The following is a 25,305-nucleotide window of genomic DNA, read 5'->3' as shown; positions in this document are numbered from 1 at the left end:
AAAGAGGGGACTGCGACAGTGTGATGAACATCGCGAGCCGGGGTACTCCGCGACCGGCCGACCACGTACCCGCAACGGGTGAACGGACAGAGTCCCGATCCGGACGTCCGGCCGGGGTCCGCCGACGAAGGGGCAGACCGGTAGGGCCTAGGCTGGGCGGAGAGTGACCCACAACGCGGTGGGTCGAGGGGAGTGGCACCGATGGACCGGCGTCCGGCGATCAAACCGGGACCCGACCTCCGGCAGGCTGACACCGGCCGGGACGACAGCTTCGATTCGGCGACCGACGGGGATGGTTTCGGCCGCGTCGACACGGGAGCGACCGGGATGACCGGTTCGAGCGTCGACACCCTCTACGACCTGGGCCTGCCGACGCAGGCGCTGGGCGACGACGTGGAGGACGCCGAGCTCGACGAACCGGTACCGAACGCGGAGCGCCTGGTGGCCCAGGCGGTCGCGCTGGCCGGTGACGACCACGACGCGGCGACCCTGGTCGGCCGCTTCTGGCGGTTCGCGCCGGACGAGGAGCTGATCGGCTTCACGGCCGAGGAGATGCTCGACGCGGCCCGGGCGCACCGGGACCTGGCCCAGCAGCGGGTTCCCGGCGAGTTGAAACTGCGCATCCACGAGCCGGACGCCGAACAGCATCACACGGTGATCGAGATCGTCACCGACGACATGCCGTTCCTGGTCGACTCGGTGACCGCCCTGCTCAACTCGCACCACCTCGACGTGCACCTGCTGGTCCACCCCCTGGTGGTGGTCCGTCGGGAGCCGCTGGGCCGGCTGACCGAGGTCTCGGCCGACGTCGAGCCGGACGACGCGATCGCCGGCGACCTGGTCGAGAGCTGGATGCGGATCGAGATCGACCCGGTGCGCGACGCGGCCGACCGGGAGAAGCTCCGCCGGGAGCTGCAGCGGGTGCTCACCGATGTCCGGGAGGCCGTGGAGGACTGGCCCAAGATGCGGCAGCGGGCCCTCGCGCTCGCTGACGAGCTGGCCTCCGCGCGGACCTCGGACAACCGACCGCCGGTGCCGGAGAAGGACATCACCGACTCGGTCGAGCTGCTGCGCTGGTTGGCGCACGACCACTTCACCTTCCTCGGGTACCGCGAGTACCGGCTGGTCGACACCGACGGCGGGGAGGGCGGGCAGGCGCTGGAGGCCATGCTCGGGACCGGGCTGGGGATCCTCCGCTCCGACTCGCCGGACGCCCGGGCGCTGTCGTCGATGACCCCCGAGGCGCACGAGAAGGTGCTGGAAAAGCGCCTGCTGATCATCACCAAGGCCAACTCGCGGGCCACCGTGCACCGCTCGGCCTACCTCGACTACATCGGCTTCAAGATCTTCAACGACGCCGGTGAGGTGGTCGGGGAGCGGCGCTTCCTGGGTCTCTTCTCCACCGCGGCGTACCGGACCAGCGTGCGGGAGCTGCCGGTGGTCCGCCGCAAGGTCGCCGAGGTGCTCGACCGCTCCGGGCTGAGCCAACGCAGCCACTCCGGCAAGGACCTGCTCCAGATCCTGGAGACCTACCCGCGCGACGAGCTGTTCCAGATCAAGACCGACGACCTGTACCACGCGGTGATCGGCGTGCTGCGGATGGCGGGCCGCCGGCAGCTGCGGGTCTTCCTGCGCCGGGACGCGTACGGGCGGTTCATCTCCTGTCTGATCTACCTGCCCCGGGACCGGTTCACCACCCAGAACCGCCTCCGCATGCAGGACATCCTGCTCCGCGAGCTGAACGGCGTCGGGGTGGACTACACCACCCGGGTCACCGAGTCGATGCTCGCCCGGGTGCACTTCATCGTCCGGACCGACCCGACCAACCCGCCCGGGGAGATCGACGCCGACCTGCTCGCCGAGGAGCTGGCCGACGCGACCCGGCTCTGGGACGACGACTACCGGCTGGTGCTGGAGCGCAAGCTCGGCGACGAGCAGGCCAAGCACCTGTTCAGCCGGTACGCCGACGCGTTCCCGGAGGGCTACAAGGACGGGCACACGCCGTACGAGGCGATGAAGGACCTGGCCAAGCTGGAGCTGCTGGAGGAGCCCGGCCAGCTCGAGATGCACCTGTTCCGCAAGCAGCTCGCGCCGCGGCCGGGCCGACCCGGCGTGGACGTCGACGAGACGATGGACGTCCGGTTCAAGGTCTACCGGTACGGCGAGCCGATGATGCTCTCCGCCGTGCTGCCGGTGCTGCACTCGCTCGGCGTCCGGGTGGTCGACGAGCACCCGTACGAGGTGGACCGGGTCGACGGCCGGGTCTTCCTGTACGACTTCGGCCTGCGGCTGCCCGAGGCGCACCAGGAGCTGGCCGAGGTGCGCCCGCACGTGGAGAACGCCTTCGCGGCGGCATGGCGCGGCGAGGCCGAGGTGGACGGCTTCAACGAGCTGGTGCTCCGGGCCGGGCTCACCTGGCGGCAGGTGGTCGTGCTGCGGGCGTACGCGAAGTACCTGCGCCAGGCCGGCACGGTCTTCTCCCAGGAGTACATGGAGCAGACCTTCATCGCGTACCCGCGGATCGCCGGGCTGCTGGTGGAGCTCTTCGAGGCCCGGTTCGCCCCGGGCGCGACCACCATGGACGAGCGGCGGCAGCGCAGCGACGAGCTGGTCACCGCGATCGGCGCGGCGCTGGACGACGTGGCCAGCCTCGACCAGGACCGGATCCTGCGGTCGTACCTGACGCTGATCCAGGCGACCCTGCGCACCAGCTTCTACCAGAAGCCGGTCGGCGGGCGGCCCAAGTCGTTCGTGGCCTTCAAGCTGGACCCGCAGGCCATCCCGGACCTGCCGGCGCCGCGGCCAAAGTTCGAGATCTTCGTCTACTCGCCGCGCTTCGAGGGCGTGCACCTGCGGTTCGGGCCGGTGGCCCGGGGCGGGCTGCGCTGGTCCGACCGGCGGGAGGATTTCCGCACCGAGGTGCTGGGCCTGGTCAAGGCGCAGATGGTGAAGAACACGGTGATCGTGCCGGTGGGCGCCAAGGGCGGCTTCGTGCTCAAGCAGAAGCCGGGCGACCGGGACGAGGCGGTGGTCTGTTACAAGGAGTTCGTCGGCGCGATGCTGGACGTCACCGACAACATCGTCGGCGGCGAGATCGTGCCGCCCGACGACGTGGTCCGGCACGACGCCGACGACCCGTACCTGGTGGTGGCGGCGGACAAGGGCACGGCGACCTTCTCCGACATCGCCAACGAGATCTCCACCGCGCACAACTTCTGGCTGGGCGACGCGTTCGCCTCCGGCGGCTCCGCCGGGTACGACCACAAGAAGATGGGCATCACCGCCCGGGGCGCCTGGGAGTCGGTGAAGCGGCACTTCCGCGAGCTGGGCCACGACACCCAGACCGAGGACTTCACCGTGGTCGGCGTCGGCGACATGTCCGGCGACGTGTTCGGCAACGGAATGCTGCTGTCGGAGCACATCCGGCTGGTGGCCGCCTTCGACCACCGGCACGTCTTCCTCGACCCGGATCCGGACGCCGCCGCCTCGTACGCCGAGCGGAAGCGGCTGTTCGACCTGCCCCGGTCGTCCTGGGAGGACTACAACCCGGAGCTGATCTCGGCCGGCGGCGGGGTGTATTCCCGGTCCGCGAAGTCGATCCCGGTCAGCCCGCAGGTGCGCGCGGTGCTCGGCCTCGACGACGACGTCACCCAGTTGTCGCCGCAGGAGCTGATGAAGGCCATCCTCACCGCGCCGGTCGACCTGTTCTGGAACGGCGGCATCGGCACCTACGTGAAGGCGTCCAGCCAGACCAACGCGGAGGTGGGCGACAAGTCCAACGACGCGATCCGGGTGAACGGCAAGGACCTGCGCTGCCGGGTGGTCGGCGAGGGCGGCAACCTGGGCTTCACCCAGCACGGCCGGATCGAGTACGCGCAGAACGGCGGTCGGATCTACACCGACTTCATCGACAACGCGGCCGGGGTGGACACCTCGGACCACGAGGTGAACATCAAGATCCTGCTCAACACGGCGGTCGCCGACGACGAGCTGAGCATGGACGAGCGGGACGGGCTCCTCGCCGAGATGACCGACGAGGTCGCCGAGCTGGTGCTGCGGGACAACTACGACCAGGCCCGGGCGATCAACAACGCCCAGGCCCAGTCCGCCTCGCTGCTCCCGGTGCACCGGCGGATGCTCAACGAGTTGGAGCGGTCCGGTCAGCTCGACCGCGCGCTGGAGGCGCTCCCGCCGGACGAGGAGCTGGCGGTCCGGACCGAGAACGGGTTGACCGCGCCGGAGTTCGCGGTGCTGCTGGCGTACGTCAAGATCGTGCTGGAACGCGAGATCGTGGCCGACGGGCTGGCCGACGAGGAGTGGACGACCGACGTCCTGGTCAACTACTTCCCGACGCCGCTGCGGGAGCGGTTCGCCGACCGGATGGGCCGGCACCGGCTGCGCCGGGACATCGTCACCACCGTGCTGGTCAACGAGGCGATCAACCGGGGCGGCATCTCGTTCGTCTTCCGGGTCGTCGAGGAGACGGCCGCCTCGGCGGCGGACGTGCTCCGGGCGTACGTGGTGGTCCGCGAGGTGTTCGGGCTGCGTGAGCTCTGGGACGCGGTGGAGGCGCTGGACAACAAGGTCTCGCCCGAGTTGCAGACCAGCGTCTACCTGGACACCCGGCGGCTGCTCGACCGGGCGGTGCGCTGGCTGGTCACCAACCGGCGCTCGCCGATCGACGTGCCGGCGGAGATCGCCCGGCTGCGGGACGGGATCGCCCGGCTCCTGCCCGGCCTGGAGAACCTCTTCTACGGCAGCGAGCGCGAGGCCATCGCGTCGCACATCGACTCGCTGACCTCCAGCGGGCTGCCGCGTGAGCTGGCCGAGCAGGCCACCCGGCTGATGTACAGCTTCGGCCTGCTCGACGTGGTGGAGACCGCCCGGTCCGCCGGCCGGGACGTGGGCGAGGTGGCCTCGGTCTACTTCGTCCTCTCCGACCGCTTCCGGGTGGACGCCCTGCTGTCGAAGATCTCCCTGCTGCCGCGGGAGGACCGCTGGCAGACGCTGGCCCGGATGGCGCTGCGCTACGACCTGTACGCCGCGCTGGCCGCACTCACCGCGGAGGTCCTCGGGTCCACCCCGGACAGCCTCCCGCCCCACGAGCGGGTGCAGGAGTGGGAGCAGGCGAACGCCACCTCGATCCACCGGGCGCACCGGGCGATGGGGGAGTTCGACGAGTCCCGCGCCGACCTGTCCGCCCTGTCGGTGCTGCTGCGGCAGATCCGTACCCTGGTCCGGACCTCGGCCGCGGCCTGATCCGAACGTGCCCCGGCGCGGTCCGGTCGGTCGGTCACCCGACCACCGGGCCGCGCCGGGGCGTCCGCATCACCGCGTCATGGTGGCGAGGACGATGATGTTGTTCAGGTAGCTGCGGGCGCTCTGGTCGAAGACCCCGCCGCAGGTCACCACCCGCAGGGCCGGCTTGTCGCCGGGCCCGTAGACCAGCTCCGTCGGGAATGCCGTCTTCGGGTACGACTTCACCTCGTCGACGGTGAAGGTGACGCTCCCGCCGTCCTCGCGGGCGACCGTGATGGTGTCCCCCGGTCTGAGCGAGCCGAGGTTGAAGAAGACGGCCGGCCCGAGCTTGGCCGAGTCGACGTGGCCGACGATGACCGCGTTGCCGACCTCACCCGGGCTGGCGCCGGGGGAGTACCAGCCGGCCCGCTGGGCCTGGTCCAGCGGGGGCACCTGGACCGTGCCGTCGGGGTTGGTGCCGAGCGACATGATCTCGGCGTTCACCCCGATCCGGGGGATCGAGATGGTCGTCGGGGTCGACCGGTCCAGACCGGCGGGGGTGATGTCCCGGTCCGGCGCGTCCGTCGCCTCCTCCGCCACGGAGACCTGATCGGCGGCCTGGCTGCCGTCGAAGGTGGCGGGGGCGGTGGTGGTCGGATCGGCGGGCCCGGCCTGGGCCAGCGGCTGGGGTGGGCGGGGCGGCGGCACGGTACGCACCGACGCGCCGATCATGCCGGCGCCCACCATGGCGAGGAGGACGACGACGGCCGCGCCGGCGGCGCGCCACGGTTTCCCGTGACGGCCGCCGGCCGGTGTCGCCGTCGTGTCAGCTGAGGTCATTGGCCCGACGCCGACGCAGCAGGACCATGCCACCCAGGGCGGCGGCGCCGATCACGCCCACCCCGCTGGCGGCCATGCCGCGGTCGAGGCTGGTGGTGGTCATGCCACCGTCACCCCCGTCGACGTGGCCACGCGGCATGCAGCGGTCCCGGTCGTCGTGGTCCCGACGGTCCTGGTCCTTGCGGTCCTCGTCCTTGTTGTCGCGGTCCCTGTGGTCGCGGTCCTTGCCGTCGTGGTCCTTGTTGTCGCGGTCCTCGTCCTTGCGGTCGCGGTCCTTGCCGTCGTGATCCTTGTTGTCGTGGTCCTTGTCCTTGTGGTCCCAGTCCCCGTGGTCCTCAGGGCAGGACTCAAGAAGACTGACCTGCGGCTTGGCGACGTTGCCCGTGTACGCGTGTCCGGCCGCGTACGCCGCCCCGGGCGAGAACAGCAGCAGGGACGCGCCGCCGAGAGCGGCACCCGCAACGACCTTCCCGAGCATCTTCTTTCCCATGACTTGCGTCACTCCATCCCCTGTTTGTCCTGAGCCCGACGAGAGTCGAGCTACGACCGACGTTAGAACGTTTCGCGAGCTATCCGGGGAAAGATTCATGTTTCAAAGTCTACGAGCGAAACGCGGCGTAGGAGTGGTACGAGGCTTATGGTCGTGTTCCTGGACCTCCGGTGGCCTTCCGTGCCACCCGGGCGGCTGTGCCCTCGCTGAGCGCCGAGCGTGCGGACTGCCAGACCCTGCCGCATGCCGCCGACCTGCCGCGATCGCACCGGCCTGGGCGAGCCCGACCCTGTCGGGCCGTTCACCCCCATGTGCCCTACGCGACGGGCATCGAGCCATTGCCATGGAAGCGCTCCGATGCAAGAATCGCTGGACCCGGTTCGGGGAGCCACACCGCGACGTCAGGTGTCGAGGGCACCCGGTTCGCCCGGGCGACATCCGACCAGCCGACCGGCCGTCCCCCACGCCCGGTCGCGTCACCACCCGCCACGCCCGTCCGGGTCGGGCACCCCCGAAAGAAACCCGTGGCACCGGCGGCCGTCCGCACGCGGACGTCCGAGGGGCCATTCCGCCGGGCCGTACGCGGATCCGGTCTCGCCCAAGGCGATCAGTGGCATGAATGTGCGGAGAAGGCTGTCCGGCCGAAACCGGGCGATCGCACTGACCGGTGCGAGCGTCCTGGTCGCGGGCGGGCTGGTGACCCTTCCGGTCACCGCGGCGCAGGCCGCGACCCGGTGCAGCGTGGACTACCCGACCAGCGACTGGCCGGGTGGCTTCACCGGCACGGTCACCATCAGGAACCTCGGCGACCCGGTCAGCGCCTGAACCCTCGGGCGGATCCACGCCGCCAACTGGTGCAACTAGGCCGGGGCCGGCCTCGGCGAGCGCCCGCAGGCCAGCCAACCGGGCATCGACGCGTACGCCTGGGTGAAGCCCCCGGGCGGGTCGGACGGCTCCAGCACCCTCATCCCGAACGACGAGGGCAAGGGCTTCGACCGGATGCGCGACCCGACCTACGCCGGCAACGCCCGCAACGGCAACAGCATGAGCGGGGCCCGGCCGGACACGCCGATCTCCGGCGCCTGGTTCTCGGTCCAGTTCCAGGAGCTCATGAACGCCTACCCGCCGCTCTCCTGAGCAACCGGCAGGCCTACCCGCCGCGGCGGGAGAGAGGCACCGGCGCGGCAGGGCCCCCCGGGCCCCTGGTCCGACCGTTCACCGATCGGGCCAGGGGCCCCGCCGGATGCCTCGTCCGGGCCGATCCGCCCGGCACCAGGGGACGGGCTCAGGGGACGGTCCGCTCGATCGCCGCCCGGCCCAACTCGGCCAGGTCCCGACGGGCGCGCTCCAGGTTCTCCCGGGTGAGGTCCTGGCCCCGGGCCATCACGAGGTCCTCCGGCTCCCACGGCTGCTCCGCGCCGGTGCGGATGTTGTCCCCGCCCGCACCGGTGCCGGTCCCGGTGGCCCCGGTGCCCGCCGCGAACGGATCGCCGAGGAGGTCCGGGGAACCGGTGTCGGGTACCGCGCCGTCGGGCTCGGTGAAGACCGGATTGTCCCGGTCGGCGCCGCCACCGGTTCTCAGCTGCGGCACCGTGCTGTCGTCGTCCACCGCGGCGGCCACCTCGGGGCTCTCCTCGAGCGGTCGGTCACGATCGGTCATGCTGCTGCCCTCCTGTCCCCAGACGCGTTCCCTCGTCTCGCGTACCCCGTCCGGACCGGGCCATGCCGGGAAGGTCAAACCTCCCGGGCCTCCTCCGTGCTCGGCGGCCGGACCGGGCTGAGCCACTGCCAGAGGAGCAGCAGCAGGCCGAAGACGAGCATCGCCGCCCCGGCCCCGAGGTTGATCCGCACCCCCTGGGCCTTGTCGATCTCGGCCGGCGAGTCGAAGAGCCCGACCAGGCCGACGATCACCCCGTACGCGACGAAGAGCCCACCGATCACCCGGCGGATGTCGAAGCCGGGCGGCGGCGGAGCTCACGCGCGCTATTACCCCGGATGTGGAATTTCATGCCTTGGAGTCCGAAGCGGGAACGGCGACGCCCCGGCCGGTGACCGGCCGGGGCGCCAGTGGTGCCGGTCAGCGACCGAGGACGCGGTCCAGGAAGTCCCGGTAGCCGCGGACGGCGATCCGGAGCTGCTCGGTGTCGGCCGAGGCGGAGTCCTGCCAGCCGCCCAGCCTGGTCTTCTGCGCGCGCAGCGCGGCGGAGAGGGCCTCGATCGCCTCCTCGACCAGCGACTGCGCCTCGCCGACCGCGGCCCGCGGGTCGTCCACGAAGCGGAGCTGGACGTCCCGCCAGCGGTCCCGGAAGCCCTGGGCGGTCTCCGGCTCGAAGAGCGTGGCCGCGTCCGCCGGCACCGCGTCCGTCGTCGGCCGGGCCGCCCCGGCCAGGCCCGCGCCGGCCGCCCCGGCCCCGGCGGCCCCGGCGGTGGCGTCCGGGTCGACCATCGTCGGCTCGGCGCGGCCGTAGCCGGCCGCGCCGGCGGCCACCGCGTCGTCCCGGTCGCCCGGATGCGCGGCCGCCCACCGGTCGGGGTCGTGCAGCCGGTCGCCGGCCGTCGGGTCGGCCCGCTCGTCGTCGAGCGCGTCGGTCCGCCCCGGGGCGCCGTCGCCCGGCCGGGCGGTGTCCTCGCCGCGCGGGTCCCGCTCGTCCTCCGGCCGGCCGCTGGCCATCGCCGAGGCGGCCACCGCGTCGCCGACCGTGGTCGCGCCGAAGACGGTGGGCAGCGGCGCCGGGTCGTGGAACTCGGGCCGGCCGTCCCGGTCGGTATCGGCCGCCTCGGCGTCCGCGTCCCGGGCGTCCCGCAGGTCGTACGGGCGGGTCTCGTCCGGGTCCGCGGCGTCCCGGCGGTCGTCGGTCGCGTCCGGGGCGCGTCGGTCGAGGTCGGGCCGGTCGTCGACGGGATCGCCGACCACGGCCGGGTCGTCGAAGGTGCCCCGGTCGTCCAGCGCGTCCTCGGGTACGTCGGCCCGGCCCATTCGGTCCGGCCCGGACCGGTCGTCGTCGCCCGGCGGTGGCACCGGGACCGGCGCGGACCGGACGGCCTCGGGGTGGTCGTGCGTGACCTGCTGCTCTTCCTGGCGCATCGCGGCAGCCTCCTCAGCGGCTCGTGGCGTCGTGCGGGTGGTCGGGATGGCGCTGGGCGGGCGGCTGGTGCCCGACCGGGTCCTCGCCGAGCAGATCGGCGAAGAGGGCCCGGTAGTGCACCACCGCCTGGCGGAGTTCCTCGGTGCTGGCCTCGCCGCGCTCGTTGCGCAGCCGGATCTCGTGGGCGTCCCGGTAGTGGGTCAGGGTGCGGGCGTGCTCGACGGAGAGATGGGCGATCTGGTCGGAGAAGTCCCCGGTGGGGTACCCACGCTCGGCGATCAGCCGGCTGACCAGCTCATCGGCGTCGCCGACGGTCTCGGCGGGGGAATCGATGAAGCGGACCTGGAGCTCTTCCCAGGCCGCGGCGTACCGGGTCCGGGATTCCGGGTCCAGCGGGGTGAGTTCGAGTTCGGCGTGCCGGCGCTCCCGGTCCCGCAACTCCCGCTCGGCCGCGCTGCGGCTGTCCCGCTCGGCGACCACCCGGTCGTACTCGGGGCCGAAGCGCTGCCGGAGCGAGCGGCGGCGGCTCGCCACCACGGCGACTGCGGCCAGCGCCGCGAGCACCAACACCACGATGACAATGACGACTACCTGCGTGGGCGACATGGCTCCTCCTTCGCCCGCTGGTATTCCCTCCGCGCACTGATCGCCAATCCCGATTCGGGGCACTTTCCTGGTCGATCACCGGCCGGAAACCCTCGCCGGGGCATGGCGAGGCCCACATGACGACCCGCCACCAAAACTTGATTCGTTCCAGAAAAGGCGCTTGGGTGGGGTGATGCCGGTACGGGACAGGCCCCACCTGGACGCCGACACGATCACCCGCCTCAGCCGGGCCCGCCTCGGGCGGGTCTCCGGCCAGCCGGTCTACGACGTCCTGCACGCGGCGATCCGGCGCGGGACTGCTGCGCCGGATCGCCCCGGCCGGCGGCCCCGCCCGGTACGAGCTGAGCGGCGACGACCACGACCACCTCGTCTGCCGGGACTGCGGGACGATCACCGACACCGACCGTCCCACGCCTCGAAGGACCTGTACGAGGCGATCGAGCGCGGCGAGTACCCGCAGTGGGAGCTCAACGTCCAGATCATGAGCGACGACGAGCACCCGGAGCTGGACTTCGACCCGCTGGACGACACCAAGACCTGGCCGGAGGACGTCTTCCCGCTCCGCCCGGTCGGCGTGATGACGCTCAACCGCAACGTCACCAACTTCCACCACGAGAACGAGCAGATCGCCTTCGGCACCGGCGTGCTGGTGGACGGGCTGGACTTCTCGGACGACAAGATGCTGGTCGGCCGGACGTTCTCCTACTCGGACACCCAGCGCTACCGGGTGGGCCCGAACTACCTCCAGCTGCCGATCAACGCGCCGCGGGAGGACGTCCAGGTGAACACCAACCAGGACGGCGGCCAGATGTCGTACGGAGTGGACAACCGGGGCGGCAACCCGCACATCAACTTCGAGCCGTCCTCGGTGGCCGGCCTCCGGGAGGCCGACGAGTCCTACCGGGAGTACCGTCCGCACGTCTCCGGGCAGATCATGCGCGCCCCGATCGAGCGGCAGAACAACTACGGCCAGGCCGGCGAGCGCTTCCGCACCATGCCGGAGTGGGAGCGCGACGACCTGGTGAAGAACATGACCACGCTGCTGGGCCAGTGCGGCAAGCACATCCAGGAGAAGATGGTCTGGCACTTCGGCCAGTGCGACGAGGAGTACGGCCGCCGGGTCGCCGAGGGTCTCGGCATCTCGGTCAACGCCTGATCCCCGCGTGAGCAACGAGCGCCCCGCCGGTACGTCCGGCGGGGCGCTCGGCCGTACGGCGTCCACAGCGGAACATCCCGGACGGTAGTGACCGGCGAGACGGCCGGTAGTGCATCCGCCGGGGATTACGTATCCTGCCCAAGGTGCCCGAGCCGGGGCCCGGCGCCGCCGTCGGGACCACGTCCGGCCGGTGCTGGCGCCATTCCTGCGACACCTTCCGGGCGAGGTCTGATTGAACACCCGCGACTGGCCGATCCGCGCCAAGCTGACCGCGCTGGTCATCGGCCCGGTGACCGCGCTGCTGGCGCTCTGGGTCTTCGCCACCACGCTCACCTTCGGCCCCGCCCTCGACCTGCTCGCCGCCCGGACCCTCCTCTACGACCTCGGCCGCCCCGGCGAGACCGTCGTCGCCGAGCTGCAACGGGAACGCCGGCTCTCGGTGGTCCAGCTCGCCGGTGACACCACCCTGCCGGACCTGGCCGCGCAGCGGCTGCGCACCGACCGGGCCGTCGCCGAGCTGCGCCGCCGGGTGGCCGGCGACGACCTGCGCGACGCCGCCGACGACCACCTCGACACCCGGCTCGACCAGCTGGTCGCCGCGCTGGACGCGCTGCCCGCCGGCCGGGGCTTCATCGACGTCCGGCAGGTGGACCGCGCCGGCGCGGTCGGCCTCTACAGCGGAATGATCTCCTCGGCCTTCCAGGCGTTCTCCGCGATGGCCACGCTCCCGGACGCCGAGCTCAACCGGGAGGCGCTGGCGCTCACCGCGCTCGGCCGCTCCCGGGAACTGCTCAACCAGACCGACGCGCTGCTCGCCGGCGCGCTGGCCGCCGGCCGGTTCGCCGAGGGCGAGCACGACCAGCTCGTCCGGACCATCGACAACCAGCGGTTCCTCGCCGAGACCGCGGTGGCCGACCTGCCCGCAACGGAGCGGACCGCATACCGGCGGTTGACCGAGGGGGAGGCCTTCGTCCGGCTGAGCGCCCTGCAGGAGGCGCTGATCCGCGCCGACGGCCTGCCGCCCCGGCTCGACGTCCGCACCTGGGAGACCAGCCAGGCCGCGGTCCAGCAGGGCCTGCGGGAGTTCGAGCTGAGCGGCGCCGACAAGCTGGCCGAACGCTCGGTGCCGATGGCGGTGGGCATCCTGGTCCGGCTCGCCGCCGCCGGGGTGCTCGGTCTGCTCGCCATCGTGGTCTGCGTCCTGGTGGCGCTCCGGGTCGGCCGGTCGCTGGCCGGCCGGCTGACCGGCGTCCGCACCGCCGCCCTGGAGATGGCCGAGCACCGACTGCCCGACGTGGTCGCCCGGCTGCGCCGCGGCGAGGAGGTCGACGTCGCCCGGGAGGCGCCCGAGCTGGACCACGGCGGCGACGAGATCGGCCAGGTGGGACACGCCTTCAACGAGGTACGCCGGACCGCCGTCCAGGCCGCGGTCGACGAGGTCACCCTGCGCCGGGGCCTCAACGAGGTCTTCCTCAACATCGCCCGGCGCAGCCAGGGGCTGGTGCACCGGCAGCTGGCGCTGCTGGACCGGCTGGAGCGGCGCACCGAGGACCCGGACGAGCTGGCCGGCCTCTTCCAGGTCGACCACCTCGCCACCCGGCTCCGGCGGCACGCCGAGGACCTGGTCATCCTCGCCGGCGCGGCGCCCGGCCGGGGCTGGCGGAACCCGGTCGCCGCGGTCGACGTGATCCGCGGCGCGATCTCCGAGGTCGAGTCGTACGACCGGGTGGACGTCGGCGTGGTGCAGCCGGCCGGCGTGCTGGGCCGGGCCGTCGGCGACGTGATCCACCTGCTCGCCGAACTGATCGAGAACGCCACCGTCTTCTCCCCGCCCGCCACCCGGGTCGACGTCTCCGGGCAGGCCGTGCCGAACGGGTACGCCGTCGAGATCACTGACCGGGGGCTGGGCATGTCACCGCGGGCCCTCGAGGACGCCAACCGCAAGCTGGCCCGGTCGCCGGAGTTCGACCCGGCCGACAGCGCCCGGCTCGGCCACTTCGTGGTGGGCCGGCTCGCCGCCCGGCACGGCGTACGGGTCCAGCTCCGGCCGGCCGTCCCCGGCGGGACCACCGCGGTGGTGCTCATCCCGACCGACCTGGTCACGGACGAGCCGGCCGTGGGACCGACCGGCCCGGGGGACGGGGCGACGAGGGAGGACGACCTCCGGATGGCCAAGGTGACCCGGCTCAACACCCTGCCCCGGCCCAGGGCCACCCGGCCCGGCCGGGAACGGCCCGAGTCGGCCACCCCCGTGCTGCCCTTCGTCGCCGGCCGCGGCTCCTCGGTGGAGGCCGCCGAGGACGGCGACGGCCTGCCCCGCCGGGTCCGTCGCCGCGGACCGGTGGCACGTCCCCGGCCGGCGGTCGCCGACACCCCGGCCCACCGGCCGCCGGAGGAGGTCCGCCGGAAGATGTCCGCGCTCCAGGCCGGCACCGCCCGCGGTCGCCGGGACGGCGCCCGGGCGATCGCGAACCCGACCGCGCCGACCGCCGACGCCGCTCCCGATCGGGCGGCCGAGTCCGCCCCGCCGGCGCCGGCCCCGGAACCCCTGACCGCAACTGAGAGGGACGCCTAGTGGTGCACACGACGAGGCAGAACGTCGATCTCGACTGGTTGCTCGACGAGCTGGTGGGGCGGCTGCCCGCCGCCCGCCAGGCGGTGGTGCTGTCGGCGGACGGGCTGCTGCTCGGCGCCTCGGCCGAGCTGAGCCGCACCGACGCGGAGCATCTCTGCGCCCTGGCCTCCGGCTTCTCCAGCCTGGCGAAGGGGGCCACCCGGCACCTGACGGGCGGCGCGGTCCGCCAGACCGTGGTGGAGATGGAGTCCGCGTACCTCTTCGTCACGGCCGCGGGGCAGGGCGCCTGCCTGGCGATGGTCAGCGAGGCTGACGCCGACATCGGCCTGGTGGCGTACGAGATGGCGATGCTGGTCATCCGGGTCGGGGAGAGCCTGACCGCCCCGGCCCGCACGACGTCTGGTGCCGCAGATGCGGGCTGAGTCGCCGGGGCCGCAGCACGAGTGGCTGGACGGCGCCGCCGGTCCGGTCGTCCGCCCGTACACCCTCACCGGCGGCCGGGTCCGGCCGGCGGTCGACGGCTTCGACCTGGTCGCGTTCGTGCTGGCCGCGCCGACGGCCGACCCCGCCGGGCACCCCGGGCTGCAGCCGGAGCACCGACGCCTCGTCGAGCTGGCCCGCCGGCCGGTCGCGGTGGCCGACCTCGCCGCGGACCTGGACCTCGCCGTCGGCGTGGTCCGCGTGCTGCTCGGCGACCTCGTCGCCCGCGGGTTGGTCGCGGTGCACCAGCCGCCGACAGCCGCACACCTGCCCGACGACAACATCCTCAAGGCGGTGGTCAGTGGACTCCGTGCGCTGTGACCGGGAGGGGTCCGGTCAGCGGATCCCGCTGGCCCTGAAGATCCTCATCGCGGGTGGCTTCGGGGCCGGCAAGACGACGCTGGTGAGCGCGTTGAGCGAGGTCCGGCCGCTGCAGACGGAGGAGGTCCTGACCGGGGCCGGGATCGACACCGACGACCTCTCCGGCGTGGAGCAGAAGTCGACCACCACCGTGGCGATGGACTTCGGCCGGATCACCATCAACGAAGACCTGCAGGTCTACCTCTTCGGCACCCCGGGCCAGGACCGCTTCTGGTTCCTCTGGGACGAGCTGGCCTTCGGGGCGCTCGGCGCGGTGGTGCTCGCGGACACCCGCCGGTTGGCCGACTGCTTCCCCTCGATCGACTACTTCGAGCAGCGCGGCATCCCCTTCGTGGTGGGGGTGAACTGCTTCGACGGGGCCCGCCGGTTCAGTCTGGAGTCGGTGCGCGACGCGCTCGACCTTGACCCGGACGTGCCACTGGTGCTCTGCGACGCCCGGGACCGGCAGTCCGGGAAGCTGGTGCTGATCTCGCTGGTCGAGCACGTCGCCCGGCAGCGCGGCGAGCCGGTGCCGGCGGCCTGAGCCCGGCGGGCCGGCGGCCGGACGCCGAATTGGTCCCGGAAAAGACGGCTGAACGGCCGGCTTCCCGGGAAGCCTCTGGTTGGATCGACGGAGGAATCGGCGGAAGGTGGATCGGGTGACCGCGCAGGCAGCGATCGTCCACATCGGTGGCTACACGGCGGAGAGCGGGGGACGGGCCGCCGGGATCCTCGCGGCCCGCCGCGACCCGGCGTCGGGGGAGCTGACCCCGCTGGGTACCGCGGTGGTCACCGCGTCGCCGTCGTTCCTGGTCCGGCATCCGGCGCTGCCCGTGCTCTACGCCGTCAACGAGCTGGCGGAGGGGCAGGTCAGCGCGTTCCGGACGGCCCCGGACGGCGACCTGAGTCCGCTCGGTGTCCAGCCGACCGGCGGCGCCGAACCCTGCCACCTGGCGGTCGCCCCGGACGGGCGGCACCTCTTCGTCGCCAACTACGGCGGCGGCAGCGTGGCCGTCTTCCCGCTCGACTCCGCCGGCGTGCCGGGGGAGCGCAGCGACCTGGTCCACCACGAGGGGCACGGGCCGGACCCGGAGCGGCAGGAGAAGGCGCACTGCCACATGGTCTCGCCCGACCTCGGCGCCGGGCCGCTGCTCGCCGTCGACCTGGGCACCGACTCGGTCTACCGGTACGACCTCGACGCCGCCTCCGGCCGGCTGGTGCCCCGCGCCCCGCGGCTGCGTACGCCGGCCGGGACCGGCCCCCGGCACCTGGCCCGGCACCCCGACGGGCGGCGCTGCTGGCTGGTCGGCGAGCTGGACGGGACGGTCACCGCGTACGACCTCACCGCCGACGGCGCGCTGCACCAGCGCGAGCGGGTGGACGCCAGCGGGCGCGCCGGGCACGTGCAGCCCTCCGAGGTCGCCGTCGGACCGGACGGCCGCTTCCTCTACGTCGGCAACCGCGGGGTCGGCACCGTCGCGGTCTTCTCGGTGGCCGACGGGTCGCCGCGGCTGGTGGCCGAGGTCGACACCGGCGGGGAGTGGCCCCGGCACTTCGCGCTGACCGGGGAGCACCTCTACGTCGCCGACGAACGGGCCGACATGATCAGGATCTTCCGGGTGGACCCGGACACCGGGGTGCCGGCGGCGGTGGGGGAGCCCGTGCCGGTGGCGAGCCCGACCTGCGTCCGCCCGTAATCGGGCGGTCACCGAAGCGACTCACATGACCGTCCGCAGTGGACCTTGGCCACGCCGGATGACTGACCGCTCACTCATGGTCACGTTTTTGCGATCGACTGTTTCTCCTGCGTAACTTTCAACCGAACGGTTGTGGCAGTAACCCCACGAGATACGCAAGATGGTCACCGTGTCTGGCCGCCATCGCATGCGTTCAAGCCTTCGTGGGGCAGGTGCCGCCGCGGCGGCGACCGTGCTCGTCGTCGCCACCGGTTCCTGGTTCGGTTACCAGCAGCTGGCGGGGCCGTCGTGCTCCGGGCGGATCCAACTGTCCGTCGCGGCCGCCCCGGAGATCGCCCCCGCCGTCACGGCGGCGGCCGACCAGTGGGTCGCCGACGGGGCCGCGATCGGTGGCACCTGCATCGCGGTGAACGTCGCCTCCGCCGAGCCGGACGCCGTGGCCGCCGCCGTGGCCAGCAAGCACGGCGCCACCCTGGCCGGCGTCGGTCAGGCGAACCGCACCACGATCACCCCGGACGTCTGGGTGCCGGACTCCTCCACCTGGCTGCTGCGGCTCAAGAACGGCGGGGCTACCGCCTTCGCCCCGACCAACGGCGCCTCCATCGCCCGCAGCCCGGTCGTGGTCGCGCTCCCCGAGCCGGTGGCCACCCGGCTGGGCTGGCCAGGGACGAAGCTCGCCTGGAAAGACCTGCTGCGGCTGGTGACCACCAGCAAGCCGCCGCTGCGCGCCGGCATCGTCGAGCCGACCACGGACGCGGCCGGCCTCTCCGGGCTGCTCGCGCTGGCCGCCGCCGCCAGCGCCACCTCCAAAACCCCCACCGGCACCGTCGACCCCGTCAAGGCGCAGGAGGCGATGACCGGGGCGCTGCGGGCCCTGGCCACCAACCGTTCCTCGGTGCGCCAGGACCTGCTGGCGCGCTTTCCGCGCTCGGACGACCCGACGGCCATCGTGAACGGGCTGGCCGCCGCCGCGCTCTCGGAAGAGGACGTCATCGCGTACAACGCGACCAAGCCGCCCGTCCAGCTCGCCGCGCTCTACCTCGACGACACCATGCCGCTGGACTACCCGTTCGCGGTGCTGCCGGGCATCGAGCCGGCAAAGGCGTCGGCCGCGAAGGTGCTCTTCGAGGTGCTCACCACCCCGGGCTTCCGCAATCGGCTGGCCGCGCAGTCGCTGCGCGCGCCGGACGGCAACTGGGGTGCGGGGTTCAAGGCGCCGCAGGGCGCGCCGAGCCCGGCCGGCGGAGCGAGCGTGCCGCCGACCGGTCAGGGCGCCGCGGCTGGGCTGGACCCCAGCGCGATCCAGCGGGCCACCACGACTTGGGCCGTCGCCACCCAGTCCGGTCGCATGCTGGCCGTCATCGACGTCTCCGGTTCGATGAAGGAGCCGGTGCCGACGGCCCGCAACGCCAGCCGCGAGGCGGTCACGGTGGCGGCCGCCAGCCGGGGCCTGGATCTCTTCGACGACTCCTGGTCGATCGGGCTGTGGACCTTCTCCACGGAGCTGGACGGTCCCCGGGACTACAAGCAGGTGCTCGCGATAGACCGCCTGTCCAGCAACCGGCGTGCGCTGCAACAGGGGCTCGCGGCGATCAAGCCGTCGAACGGCAACACGGGCCTGTACGACACCATGCTGGCCGCCTACAAGGAGGTCCAGAGTGGGTGGGAGGCGGGCAGGGTCAACTCGGTGGTGCTCTTCACCGACGGCAAGAACGACGACAAGAACGGCATCTCGCGGACCGAACTGCTCAGCCAGCTGAAGAAGCTCAAGGACCCGGAGCAGCCGGTGCGGGTGATCATCATCGGTATCGGTACCGAGGTCAGCAAGGCGGAGCTCGAGTCGATCGCGAGGGAGGCCGATGGCGTCGCCTTCGTTGCCACGGACCCGACCAAGATCGGTGAGATCTTCCTGCAGGCGATCTCGGCGCGCCCGACCGCGCCGCGTTGATTCGTCGCTCAGCGAACCGGTTCCGCCGTACCGGGAGAATCCGGTACGGCGGAACGCTTCCCGGCCCCCGCACGGGCCGGGAAAAGTGACGGCAATACGTCCGAGGCAATCGGCGTCGATAATCATCCAGGCATGATGTCGGAGTGCTCTGCCGCCGGTCCTCGATCGAGGGCCGTCCGGCCGGAGCGTCCTGAGCGAAATGGGGAGGGCCGGTGACCTCGGCGACACTGTTGACCCCCGCCAGGACCCCGTCGCGGCCGAGGGGTGACCGCCCCGGGCCGGCGGCGCGTGCCGACGAGCGGGCCTACATCCGGCTCCTGGCGGTGCTGGACACCGCCGTTCTGGCGGTGGCCATTCTCGTCGGGTACGTCGCCCGCTTCGGCGACGAGGAGCCCAGCGGCTCGGAGATCCCGTACGTCGTGGTCGCCCCCGGCCTGCTGCTGGCCTGGCTGATCTCGCTGCGGGCGCTGCGCTGCTACGACGACCGGGTGCTCGGCTACGGAGCCGACGAGTACCGGCGGATCAGCTCCGCGAGCCTGCGTTTGGCCGGCGGCATCGCCATCGCCGGCTACATCGCCGACGTCGGCGTCTCCCGCGGCTTCCTGGCGATCTCCTTCGCGGTCGGCACGGTCGGGCTCGAGGTGGCCCGCTTCGCCGCCCGCAAGCGGCTGCACCGGGCCCGGTGCCGGGGCGCCGGCTGGTCCCGCAAGGTGCTGGTGGTCGGCGACACCGCGCACGTGCTGGAGCTGGTGCACACCCTGCGCCGGGAGCCGTACGCCGGCTACCACGTGGTCGGGGCGTGCATCCCCGACGCGCTGCTCGCCCCGGTGCCGCAGCGGCTGGGCGACGTGCCGGTGGTCGGCTCGTTCCGCGGCATCCCCGAGGCGGCCACCGCCATCGGGGCGGACACCGTGGCGGTCACCGCCTCCGGCGAGCTGACCGCGACCCGGCTGCGCCGGCTCGGCTGGCAGCTCGAGGGGACCGGGGTGGACCTCGTCGTCGCCCCGGCGCTGACCGACGTCGCCGGTCCCCGCATCCACACCCGGCCGGTCGCCGGCCTGCCGCTGATCCACGTCGAGGCGCCCGAGTTCCGGGGCGCCCGCAAGCTGGTCAAGGGCCTGGTCGACCGGTCCCTGTCGTTCGTGGCGCTGACCCTGCTGCTGCCGGTGCTGGTGGTGATCGCGCTCGCCATCAAGCTGGACAGCCGCGGGCCGGTGCTCTTCCGCCAGGTCCGGGTCGGTCAGGGTGGCGAGGAGTTCGGCGTCTTCAAGTTCCGCACCATGGTGGTCAACGCCGACGCCCTGCTCGCCGAGCTGGCCGCCCGCAACGAGACCGACGGCCTGATGTTCAAGATGCGCGACGACCCCCGGGTCACCCGGATCGGCCGGCTGCTGCGCAAGTGGTCCCTGGACGAGCTGCCCCAGCTGGTGAACGTGCTGTTCGGCCAGATGAGCCTGGTCGGCCCGCGCCCGCCGCTCCCCTCCGAGGTGGCCCGGTACGACGGCGACGTGGCCCGGCGGCTGCTGGTGAAGCCCGGCATGACCGGTCTCTGGCAGGTCAGCGGCCGGTCGGACCTGAGCTGGGAGGACGGCATCCGGCTCGACCTCTACTACGTGGAGAACTGGTCGCTCGCCGCCGACCTGACCATCCTCTGGAAGACCTTCGGCGCGGTGGTCAACAGCCGCGGCGCGTACTGAGCCACCGGCCCCGGCGCGTCGTCGCCGGGGCCGGCGGCCCCGGTCAGGGCTGCGGCCCGAGCCAGTCGAGGCAGACCACCACGGCGTCGTCGACCAGGTCGCCGGCGACGAACGCCCGCAGGTCACCGAGCAACGACCGGACCGCGTCCAGCGGCTCCATCGGCCCGGTACGCCGCAGGAAGCGGTCCAGCGCCGTCTCGCCGTACCGGACCTGCTGGCCGGTCGCGTCGATGACGCCGTCGCTGACCACGAAGAGCCGGTCCCCGCGGCGCAGCTGGAAGTGCTGCTCCCGGTAGTCCGTGCCCTCGAACATGCCCAGCGGGAACTGCTTCTCCAGGACCTGCTCGCTGACCTCGCCGTCGCGCAGCAGCACCAGGCGCGGCGACCCGGCGTCGACCACGGTGAGCAGTCCGGAGGCCAGGTCCAGCGCCAGCAGCAGCGCGGAGAGGTGCTGGTCGCCCCGGTGCAGGGCGTAGATCGCCTGGTCGGCCAGGGCGGCCTGGTCGGCCAGGCTCAGCTCGGCCCGGCGGGCGTTGCGCAGCGCGTGGGTGCCCAGCGAGGTGAGCATGGAGGCGGCCACCCCCTCGCCCGAGCCGTTTATCACCGAGAGCCACAGCCGCTGGCCGTCGTCGGACCAGTCGAAGCTGTCGCCCCGCACGGCGTACGCCGGCTCCAGCTGCCCGGCAAGGCTGAACGACGGGCGGATCCGGCTGCGGCCGGGCAGCAGCTCCCACTGCATCTCGGCGGCGAGCGTGAGCCGCCGGCTGCGCCGGGCGCTCAGGTAGATGTCCGTGCTGGCGGAGACGGCGGCCAGCTCGTGGCCGAGCGCGGTGGCGATCGCGTCGAGCTCCCGGACGGCGGCCGGGTCGTCCGGCACCGGGGAGACCTGCAGCACACCCCGCCGCTCGCCCCGCATGCCCACCGGGAACCAGCCCGTCCCGTCGGCGAGGCTCGGCTCCTGGTGGTCGAAGCACCGCCAGGCCGGGTGGCCCGGGCCGGTGATCGGCTCGCCGCCGCCCAGCGGCAGTAGCACGGCCAGCCGGTAGTCGACCTGGTACAGCTCGACCCGGGTGATCTGGTACACCTCCTCGAGCTCGCCGGCCAGCCAGTCGAGCAGGAGGTCGGCCGGCGCCTCGGTCAGGGTCCGGCGGGCCAGATCCTCCGGTCCGCTCATCTTTGCTCCTTTGCACAGGTCGACGCCCTGGTGGGGCGGGTAGTCTCGGGCCCACCATGGCCGAAGAACACGGTCCCTACGGACCAGATGCGAGTATGGCCGCCGCCCTGGACGAGGCGGCGGCCACCCTGCTGGCCGTCTGGGAGGCGGCCCGGGAGCGAACCACCAGCCGGCTCTCCAGCGCCCAGCTGCGTGCGGTCATGGTCGTCGAACAACACGACGGGATCAACCTCCGCCGGCTCGCCACGCTGACGGACATGCTGCTCTCCTCGGCCAGCCGGCTCTGCGACCGGCTGGTCGCGGCCGGGATGCTGGAGCGGGAGCCGGGCCGCTTCGACCGGCGGGAGATCTCCCTGCACCTGACTCCGGAGGCGGTCCGGCTCCTCGGCGAGCTCCGGTCCGACCGCCGGCAGCGGCTGGACCGGGTCCTGGCCGGGATGACGCCGGAGGGGCGGGAGGCGCTGCTGCGCGGCATCCGCGAGTTCGACGAGAGCGCCCGGCGCCGGGAGGCCACGGCGGCCTCGGAAACCGGCTGGCCGGTGGCGCAGGGGTCGCCGCGCGGGGAGTCGTCGGTGGAGTGGGTGGACGACCCGGCCGCTGACCCGCCGGTGGCCCGCACGGCCTGATCCGCCGATCGGGCGACGGCCGCCCCGCCGGGACGGTCAGGGCCGGGCGGTCGCCGCGCGCGCCTGACTGAGGTATCGGCAGGCGTCCGGGTGCCCGGCCAGGGCCGTCTCGCAGCTGGCGAGCACCGTGTCGAGTCGAGCAGCCGCCGCCCGCCGCGGACGGGGTCAGCACCTTGTCCTGCCAGCCCGCGGTCCCGCCGGGCCCGGTCACGGCGGCCGTGTCCCGCCGGCGCCCGTCACGCGGGCGCCGGCGCCACGGCGAGCAGGGCGATGTCGTCGTGGACCTGCCCGTCGAGCCACTCGTCGACCAGTTGGAGCAGCCGGTCCACCAGGACGCCCGGCGGGAGACCGGCGGCCGACGCCAGCGCCTGCCGCAGCCGGGCGTCGCCGAACATCTGCAGCTCGGTGGGGCCGCCGCGGGCCTCGGTCACCCCGTCGCTGTAGGCGAGCAGCAGGTCGCCCGGGGCGAGCCGGACCTCGGCCTCGGCGAAGCGGGCGTCGGCCAGCGCGCCGATCGGCATGCCGCCGACCGGGACCGGCTCCACCGCGCCGTCGGCGCGGACGACCAGCGGGGCCGGATGCCCGCCTCCGGCCACCCGGACCAGCAGCCCACCATCCGGTTCGCGGGTCAGGGTGCCGAGCAGCAGGGTGGTGAACTGGGCCCGCCGGGCCGCGTCCGGCGCGTCGAAGAGCGCCCGGTCGAGCAGCCCCATCAGCTCCAGCGGCCGCCGTTCGACCAGGCGGAGGGTCTGCAACGACTGGCGTACGCGGCCGGTCAGCACGGCCGCGCCGACCCCCTTGCCGCAGACGTCCCCGAGCGCGAAGAGGGCGCCCTGCTCGGTGGCGAAGACGTCGTAGAAGTCGCCCCCGATGCGCAGGCTGTCCCCGGCGGCGCGGTAGCCGCCGGCGAGGGTGATCCCGCCGATGCGCGGCAGCTCCGGCGGGAGGAGGCTCTGCTGCAGGACGCGGGCCAGGTGGGCCTGCTCGCCGTAGAGCTCGGCCGCGGCCAGCGCGGCCCCCGCCCGGTTCGCGAACTCCCGGGCCAGCTCGATCTCCCGCTGGTCGAAACCGGGACGCTCGGCCCGGCGGATCAGGACGAGCGCGCCGGCCGGGCCGCCGGCGCTGAGCATCGGGCTGATCAGCACGGTCCCCGGCCGACCGAAGTGGTCGGGGAGCACCTCGGCCAGGTCGGCCAGCTCGGCGTTCAGCCAGGGGCTGGGCTCGGTGGCGTCCCCGTCGAGCGCCTCGGCGAGCCCGGGTACGGAGGTGGCCAGCCCGCGGCTGCCCACCCCGCTGACGGGACCGGCGTCGCCCGTGGCGTACCGGATCCAGTGCGGGTGGTCCTCGGCCGGCGCCGGCGGGCGGTGCACGACCACCGCGGCGTCGGCCAGGTAGGGGACCGGCAGTGTGGTGGTGGCCCGCATCGTCTGGTCGCGGTGCAGTGACAGGCCGAGCCGGCTGCCGGCCCGGGCCAGGAAGGCGGTCCGGGAGCGCTCGGCGAGCAGCGCGTCGGTCCGCGCCTGCTCCTCGGTGACGTCCCGCACGTACCAGGCGCGGCGGCCGCCGGCCAGGGCGCGCCGGGTGCCGCGCAGGCGCCGGCCGCGGTGTTCCGCGGCGAAGGTCCCGGCTCCCTGCCGGACGGCCTCGGCCAGCGCGGGCACCGGACAGCGGGCCAGCTCGGCGCCGGGGGTCAGCTCGGGGAGAAGTTCGGCCGCCATCGCGTTGACCAGCGTCACCACGCCGGCGTGGTCGGTGGTCACGATCGCCTCGGCGAGCCCGTCCAGCAGCTCGCGGGCGAGTCGGGAGTCGGCCGGCAGCCCGGTGTCGGGGGACCGGCGGACCCGGGGTCGGGAAGCCTGCCCGCCGCCGCTGACCGGCCCGGCGAGCCCACCCCGGCGGGTCGTCGTCACCGCCGGTCGCCGGGCGCCCCGGTCTGTCGACCTGTGCGCATGGTGTCGGTGCACTCCTCGGTTGCGGGTCGGTTGCCTGCCGGCAAGCGTATCGAGGGAGGCAGGTGATCGCCCATCGAGGAAGGGTGGCCTCAGCCGCCGCGGGCCAGCCAGCCGACCGGCCGGTCCACGATCCGGCGGACCACCGACGCGGCGCCGCCGACGGCCGCGGACCGCGCGCCGAGGGCCGCCGGCCGCACGGTCACCGGGGACCAGGCCGCGGTGAGCACGCGGCGGGCGAGCTCCGCGACCACCGGTGGCCGGAGCCACGGGGCGAGCGGGGCGTATCCGCCACCGAGCACCACGGTGTCCAGATCCAGCAGGTTCACCACGCCGGCGACGGCGACCCCGAGCGCCGTCCCGGCGTCCGCCAGCGCCGCCAGGGTGGCCGGGTCGCCGGCCCGGGCGAGGTCCGCCAGCCGGGTCGCGGCGGTGTCCGCGGGCAGCTCCGCGCCGGCCAGTCCGGCCGCGGCGAGGACGACCTCCTGACCCGCGTACCGCTCCAGGCAGCCGCGGCCGCCGCAGCGGCAGGGCCGCCCCTCGGGATGCACCGGGATGTGACCGATCTCGCCGCTCCAGCCCCGCGTGCCCCGGTACAGCCGTCCGTCGAGGACGATCCCGGCGCCGATCCCGATCTCGCCGGAGATGTGCAGGAAGCTCGCGGACCCGGACGGGCCGGCGTGCAGCTCGCCGAGGGCGGCCAGGTTCGCCTCGTTCTCCACCACCAGTGGCGGCACCCCGTCGACCGGCTCGGTCAGCCGGTTCCCGGCGAGCAGCGCGGGCACGTCCACGTCCCGCCAGCCCAGGTTGGGGGCGAGCCGGACCAGGCCGCCGGCGTCGACCAGGCCCGGCACGGCGAGGGCCGCGCCGGCCAGGGTCAGCCCCTGGCGCGCCGCGGCGGCGCGGGCGTCGGCGGCGAGCGCGGCGAGCCGGGCCAGCGCGTCGGCGGGGGAGACCGGGCGCAGGTCGGCGCGGCGCACGACGTGGTGCCGGACCGTGCCGGCGAGATCCACCACGCAGGCGGCGAGGTAGTCGACGTTGACCTCCAGGCCGAGCCCGGCCGGGCCGTCGCCGGCCAGCACCAGGCCGCGGGCGGGCCGGCCGGCGCCGGTACGCGGGGCGGGGTCGGCCTCGGCCACCAGCCGGCCGCCGATCAGGTCGTCGACCACAGCGGAGACGGTGGCCCGGGTGAGGCCGGTGCCGGCGGCGATATCGGCCCGGGAGGGCGGCCGGTCAGCGGCGGCGATCCGCCGGAGCACGACCGCGAGGTTGAGCTCGCGGAGGCTGCCCTGCCGGACCGCGCCGGCGGTGCTGGGGCTGGTCACCTCTTGACACTGCCACACGGCGGCCATTTAATTCAACCATTGAACAAATTGCGGCGAC

The 25,305-nt window shown here is 73.5% G+C and carries 20 protein-coding genes and 1 pseudogene; 12 read left to right on the top strand and 9 right to left on the bottom strand.

Annotated elements, in window-relative coordinates:
• Nucleotides 1-201 precede the first annotated feature (201 nt).
• On the top strand, nucleotides 202-5,259 hold the full coding sequence (locus EV384_RS32530) for an NAD-glutamate dehydrogenase (RefSeq protein WP_130339458.1): 5,058 nt from the start codon (nucleotides 202-204) through the stop codon (nucleotides 5,257-5,259).
• A 69-nt stretch (nucleotides 5,260-5,328) separates the two neighbouring features.
• On the opposite strand, the gene EV384_RS32525 is transcribed toward EV384_RS32530, so the two are convergent.
• Nucleotides 5,329-6,078, bottom strand: a complete 750-nt coding sequence (locus EV384_RS32525; protein ID WP_130339456.1) for a class F sortase — start codon at nucleotides 6,076-6,078, stop codon at nucleotides 5,329-5,331.
• Nucleotides 6,065-6,568, bottom strand: a complete 504-nt coding sequence (locus EV384_RS32520; RefSeq protein WP_130339454.1) for a hypothetical protein — start codon at nucleotides 6,566-6,568, stop codon at nucleotides 6,065-6,067. Before EV384_RS32520 ends, EV384_RS32525 begins: the two co-directional genes overlap by 14 nt.
• Nucleotides 6,569-7,183: 615 nt before the next feature.
• On the opposite strand from EV384_RS32520, the gene EV384_RS32515 reads away from it, so the two are divergent.
• Both EV384_RS32515 and EV384_RS32510 read left to right on the top strand, forming a co-directional pair.
• On the top strand, nucleotides 7,184-7,393 hold the full coding sequence (locus EV384_RS32515; protein WP_130339452.1) for a hypothetical protein: 210 nt from the start codon (nucleotides 7,184-7,186) through the stop codon (nucleotides 7,391-7,393).
• 9 nt (nucleotides 7,394-7,402) lie between these two features.
• Nucleotides 7,403-7,705 (top strand): annotated as a pseudogene (locus EV384_RS32510) (glycoside hydrolase family 6 protein); the annotation flags it as partial.
• A gap of 148 nt (nucleotides 7,706-7,853) precedes the next feature.
• Here the strand turns inward: EV384_RS32510 and EV384_RS32505 are convergent.
• The 4 genes from EV384_RS32505 to EV384_RS32490 all read right to left on the bottom strand — a co-directional run bounded on the left by EV384_RS32505 (nucleotide 7,854) and on the right by EV384_RS32490 (nucleotide 10,260).
• Complete coding sequence (locus EV384_RS32505) at nucleotides 7,854-8,228, bottom strand: hypothetical protein (protein ID WP_130339450.1); 375 nt, start codon at nucleotides 8,226-8,228, stop codon at nucleotides 7,854-7,856.
• A 74-nt stretch (nucleotides 8,229-8,302) separates the two neighbouring features.
• Nucleotides 8,303-8,509, bottom strand: a complete 207-nt coding sequence (locus EV384_RS32500) for a hypothetical protein (RefSeq protein ID WP_242624398.1) — start codon at nucleotides 8,507-8,509, stop codon at nucleotides 8,303-8,305.
• Nucleotides 8,510-8,645: 136 nt separating this feature from the next.
• The gene (locus tag EV384_RS32495) at nucleotides 8,646-9,653 is read right to left on the bottom strand and encodes a hypothetical protein (protein ID WP_130339446.1); all 1,008 of its coding nucleotides are present in this window, start codon (nucleotides 9,651-9,653) and stop codon (nucleotides 8,646-8,648) included.
• Nucleotides 9,654-9,666: 13 nt separating this feature from the next.
• Nucleotides 9,667-10,260, bottom strand: coding sequence for a hypothetical protein (locus EV384_RS32490; protein WP_130339444.1), 594 nt, complete (start codon nucleotides 10,258-10,260; stop codon nucleotides 9,667-9,669).
• A gap of 172 nt (nucleotides 10,261-10,432) precedes the next feature.
• On the opposite strand from EV384_RS32490, the gene EV384_RS32480 reads away from it, so the two are divergent.
• The 8 genes from EV384_RS32480 (at nucleotide 10,433) to EV384_RS32445 (ending at nucleotide 20,173) form a co-directional block, all read left to right on the top strand.
• Complete coding sequence (locus EV384_RS32480) at nucleotides 10,433-11,416, top strand: catalase (RefSeq protein WP_423202933.1); 984 nt, start codon at nucleotides 10,433-10,435, stop codon at nucleotides 11,414-11,416.
• Nucleotides 11,417-11,648: 232 nt separating this feature from the next.
• Entirely contained in the window at nucleotides 11,649-13,991 is a 2,343-nt protein-coding gene (locus tag EV384_RS32475; RefSeq protein WP_130339440.1) for a sensor histidine kinase, read from the top strand.
• The gene (locus tag EV384_RS32470; protein ID WP_130339438.1) at nucleotides 13,991-14,413 is read left to right on the top strand and encodes a roadblock/LC7 domain-containing protein; all 423 of its coding nucleotides are present in this window, start codon (nucleotides 13,991-13,993) and stop codon (nucleotides 14,411-14,413) included. The genes EV384_RS32475 and EV384_RS32470 overlap by 1 nt, the downstream gene beginning before the upstream one ends.
• Complete coding sequence (locus EV384_RS32465; RefSeq protein WP_130339436.1) at nucleotides 14,403-14,792, top strand: DUF742 domain-containing protein; 390 nt, start codon at nucleotides 14,403-14,405, stop codon at nucleotides 14,790-14,792. The genes EV384_RS32470 and EV384_RS32465 overlap by 11 nt, the downstream gene beginning before the upstream one ends.
• Nucleotides 14,773-15,375 (top strand): GTP-binding protein, encoded by a 603-nt coding sequence (locus EV384_RS32460; protein ID WP_130339434.1) that lies wholly within the window; start codon nucleotides 14,773-14,775, stop codon nucleotides 15,373-15,375. Before EV384_RS32465 ends, EV384_RS32460 begins: the two co-directional genes overlap by 20 nt.
• Nucleotides 15,376-15,481: 106 nt before the next feature.
• Nucleotides 15,482-16,528, top strand: coding sequence for a lactonase family protein (locus EV384_RS32455; protein WP_130339432.1), 1,047 nt, complete (start codon nucleotides 15,482-15,484; stop codon nucleotides 16,526-16,528).
• Nucleotides 16,529-16,715: 187 nt separating this feature from the next.
• Nucleotides 16,716-18,476: a VWA domain-containing protein gene (locus tag EV384_RS32450; RefSeq protein ID WP_130339430.1), complete on the top strand. Its 1,761-nt coding sequence runs from the start codon at nucleotides 16,716-16,718 to the stop codon at nucleotides 18,474-18,476.
• Between the two features lie 212 nt (nucleotides 18,477-18,688).
• Nucleotides 18,689-20,173, top strand: coding sequence for a sugar transferase (locus tag EV384_RS32445; protein WP_130339428.1), 1,485 nt, complete (start codon nucleotides 18,689-18,691; stop codon nucleotides 20,171-20,173).
• Between the two features lie 43 nt (nucleotides 20,174-20,216).
• Here EV384_RS32445 and EV384_RS32440 read toward each other — a convergent pair whose 3' ends face one another.
• Nucleotides 20,217-21,347: a PP2C family protein-serine/threonine phosphatase gene (locus EV384_RS32440; RefSeq protein WP_130339426.1), complete on the bottom strand. Its 1,131-nt coding sequence runs from the start codon at nucleotides 21,345-21,347 to the stop codon at nucleotides 20,217-20,219.
• Between the two features lie 95 nt (nucleotides 21,348-21,442).
• Here EV384_RS32440 and EV384_RS32435 point away from each other — a divergent pair, with 95 nt between their 5' ends.
• A complete protein-coding gene (locus tag EV384_RS32435; RefSeq protein WP_130339424.1) occupies nucleotides 21,443-21,973 on the top strand; it encodes a MarR family winged helix-turn-helix transcriptional regulator in 531 nt (176 codons plus the stop codon).
• A gap of 236 nt (nucleotides 21,974-22,209) precedes the next feature.
• Here the strand turns inward: EV384_RS32435 and EV384_RS32430 are convergent, their stop codons facing one another.
• Both EV384_RS32430 and EV384_RS32425 read right to left on the bottom strand, forming a co-directional pair.
• Entirely contained in the window at nucleotides 22,210-23,883 is a 1,674-nt protein-coding gene (locus tag EV384_RS32430; protein WP_242624397.1) for a PP2C family protein-serine/threonine phosphatase, read from the bottom strand.
• Between the two features lie 131 nt (nucleotides 23,884-24,014).
• Nucleotides 24,015-25,274: an ROK family protein gene (locus tag EV384_RS32425; protein WP_130339422.1), complete on the bottom strand. Its 1,260-nt coding sequence runs from the start codon at nucleotides 25,272-25,274 to the stop codon at nucleotides 24,015-24,017.
• Nucleotides 25,275-25,305: the final 31 nt, after the last annotated feature.

It is taken from the genome of Micromonospora kangleipakensis (assembly GCF_004217615.1).
GTDB classification, from domain to species: Bacteria; Actinomycetota; Actinomycetes; order Mycobacteriales; family Micromonosporaceae; genus Micromonospora; species Micromonospora kangleipakensis.
Note: the sequence above shows the minus strand (reverse complement) of the source record. Positions and strands in the feature narration are given on the sequence as shown.

Coding starts and splice junctions, on each gene's coding strand:
- EV384_RS32425 (WP_130339422.1), bottom strand. CDS start 25,274: ATGGCCGCCGTGTGGCAGTGTCAAGAGGTGACCAGCCCCAGCACCGCC.
- EV384_RS32450 (WP_130339430.1), top strand. CDS start 16,716: ATGCGTTCAAGCCTTCGTGGGGCAGGTGCCGCCGCGGCGGCGACCGTG.
- EV384_RS32505 (WP_130339450.1), bottom strand. CDS start 8,228: ATGACCGATCGTGACCGACCGCTCGAGGAGAGCCCCGAGGTGGCCGCC.
- EV384_RS32480 (WP_423202933.1), top strand. CDS start 10,433: ATGCCGGTACGGGACAGGCCCCACCTGGACGCCGACACGATCACCCGC.
- EV384_RS32530 (WP_130339458.1), top strand. CDS start 202: ATGGACCGGCGTCCGGCGATCAAACCGGGACCCGACCTCCGGCAGGCT.
- EV384_RS32520 (WP_130339454.1), bottom strand. CDS start 6,568: ATGGGAAAGAAGATGCTCGGGAAGGTCGTTGCGGGTGCCGCTCTCGGC.
- EV384_RS32525 (WP_130339456.1), bottom strand. CDS start 6,078: ATGACCTCAGCTGACACGACGGCGACACCGGCCGGCGGCCGTCACGGG.
- EV384_RS32440 (WP_130339426.1), bottom strand. CDS start 21,347: ATGAGCGGACCGGAGGATCTGGCCCGCCGGACCCTGACCGAGGCGCCG.
- EV384_RS32495 (WP_130339446.1), bottom strand. CDS start 9,653: ATGCGCCAGGAAGAGCAGCAGGTCACGCACGACCACCCCGAGGCCGTC.
- EV384_RS32515 (WP_130339452.1), top strand. CDS start 7,184: ATGAATGTGCGGAGAAGGCTGTCCGGCCGAAACCGGGCGATCGCACTG.
- EV384_RS32490 (WP_130339444.1), bottom strand. CDS start 10,260: ATGTCGCCCACGCAGGTAGTCGTCATTGTCATCGTGGTGTTGGTGCTC.
- EV384_RS32465 (WP_130339436.1), top strand. CDS start 14,403: ATGCGGGCTGAGTCGCCGGGGCCGCAGCACGAGTGGCTGGACGGCGCC.
- EV384_RS32435 (WP_130339424.1), top strand. CDS start 21,443: ATGGCCGCCGCCCTGGACGAGGCGGCGGCCACCCTGCTGGCCGTCTGG.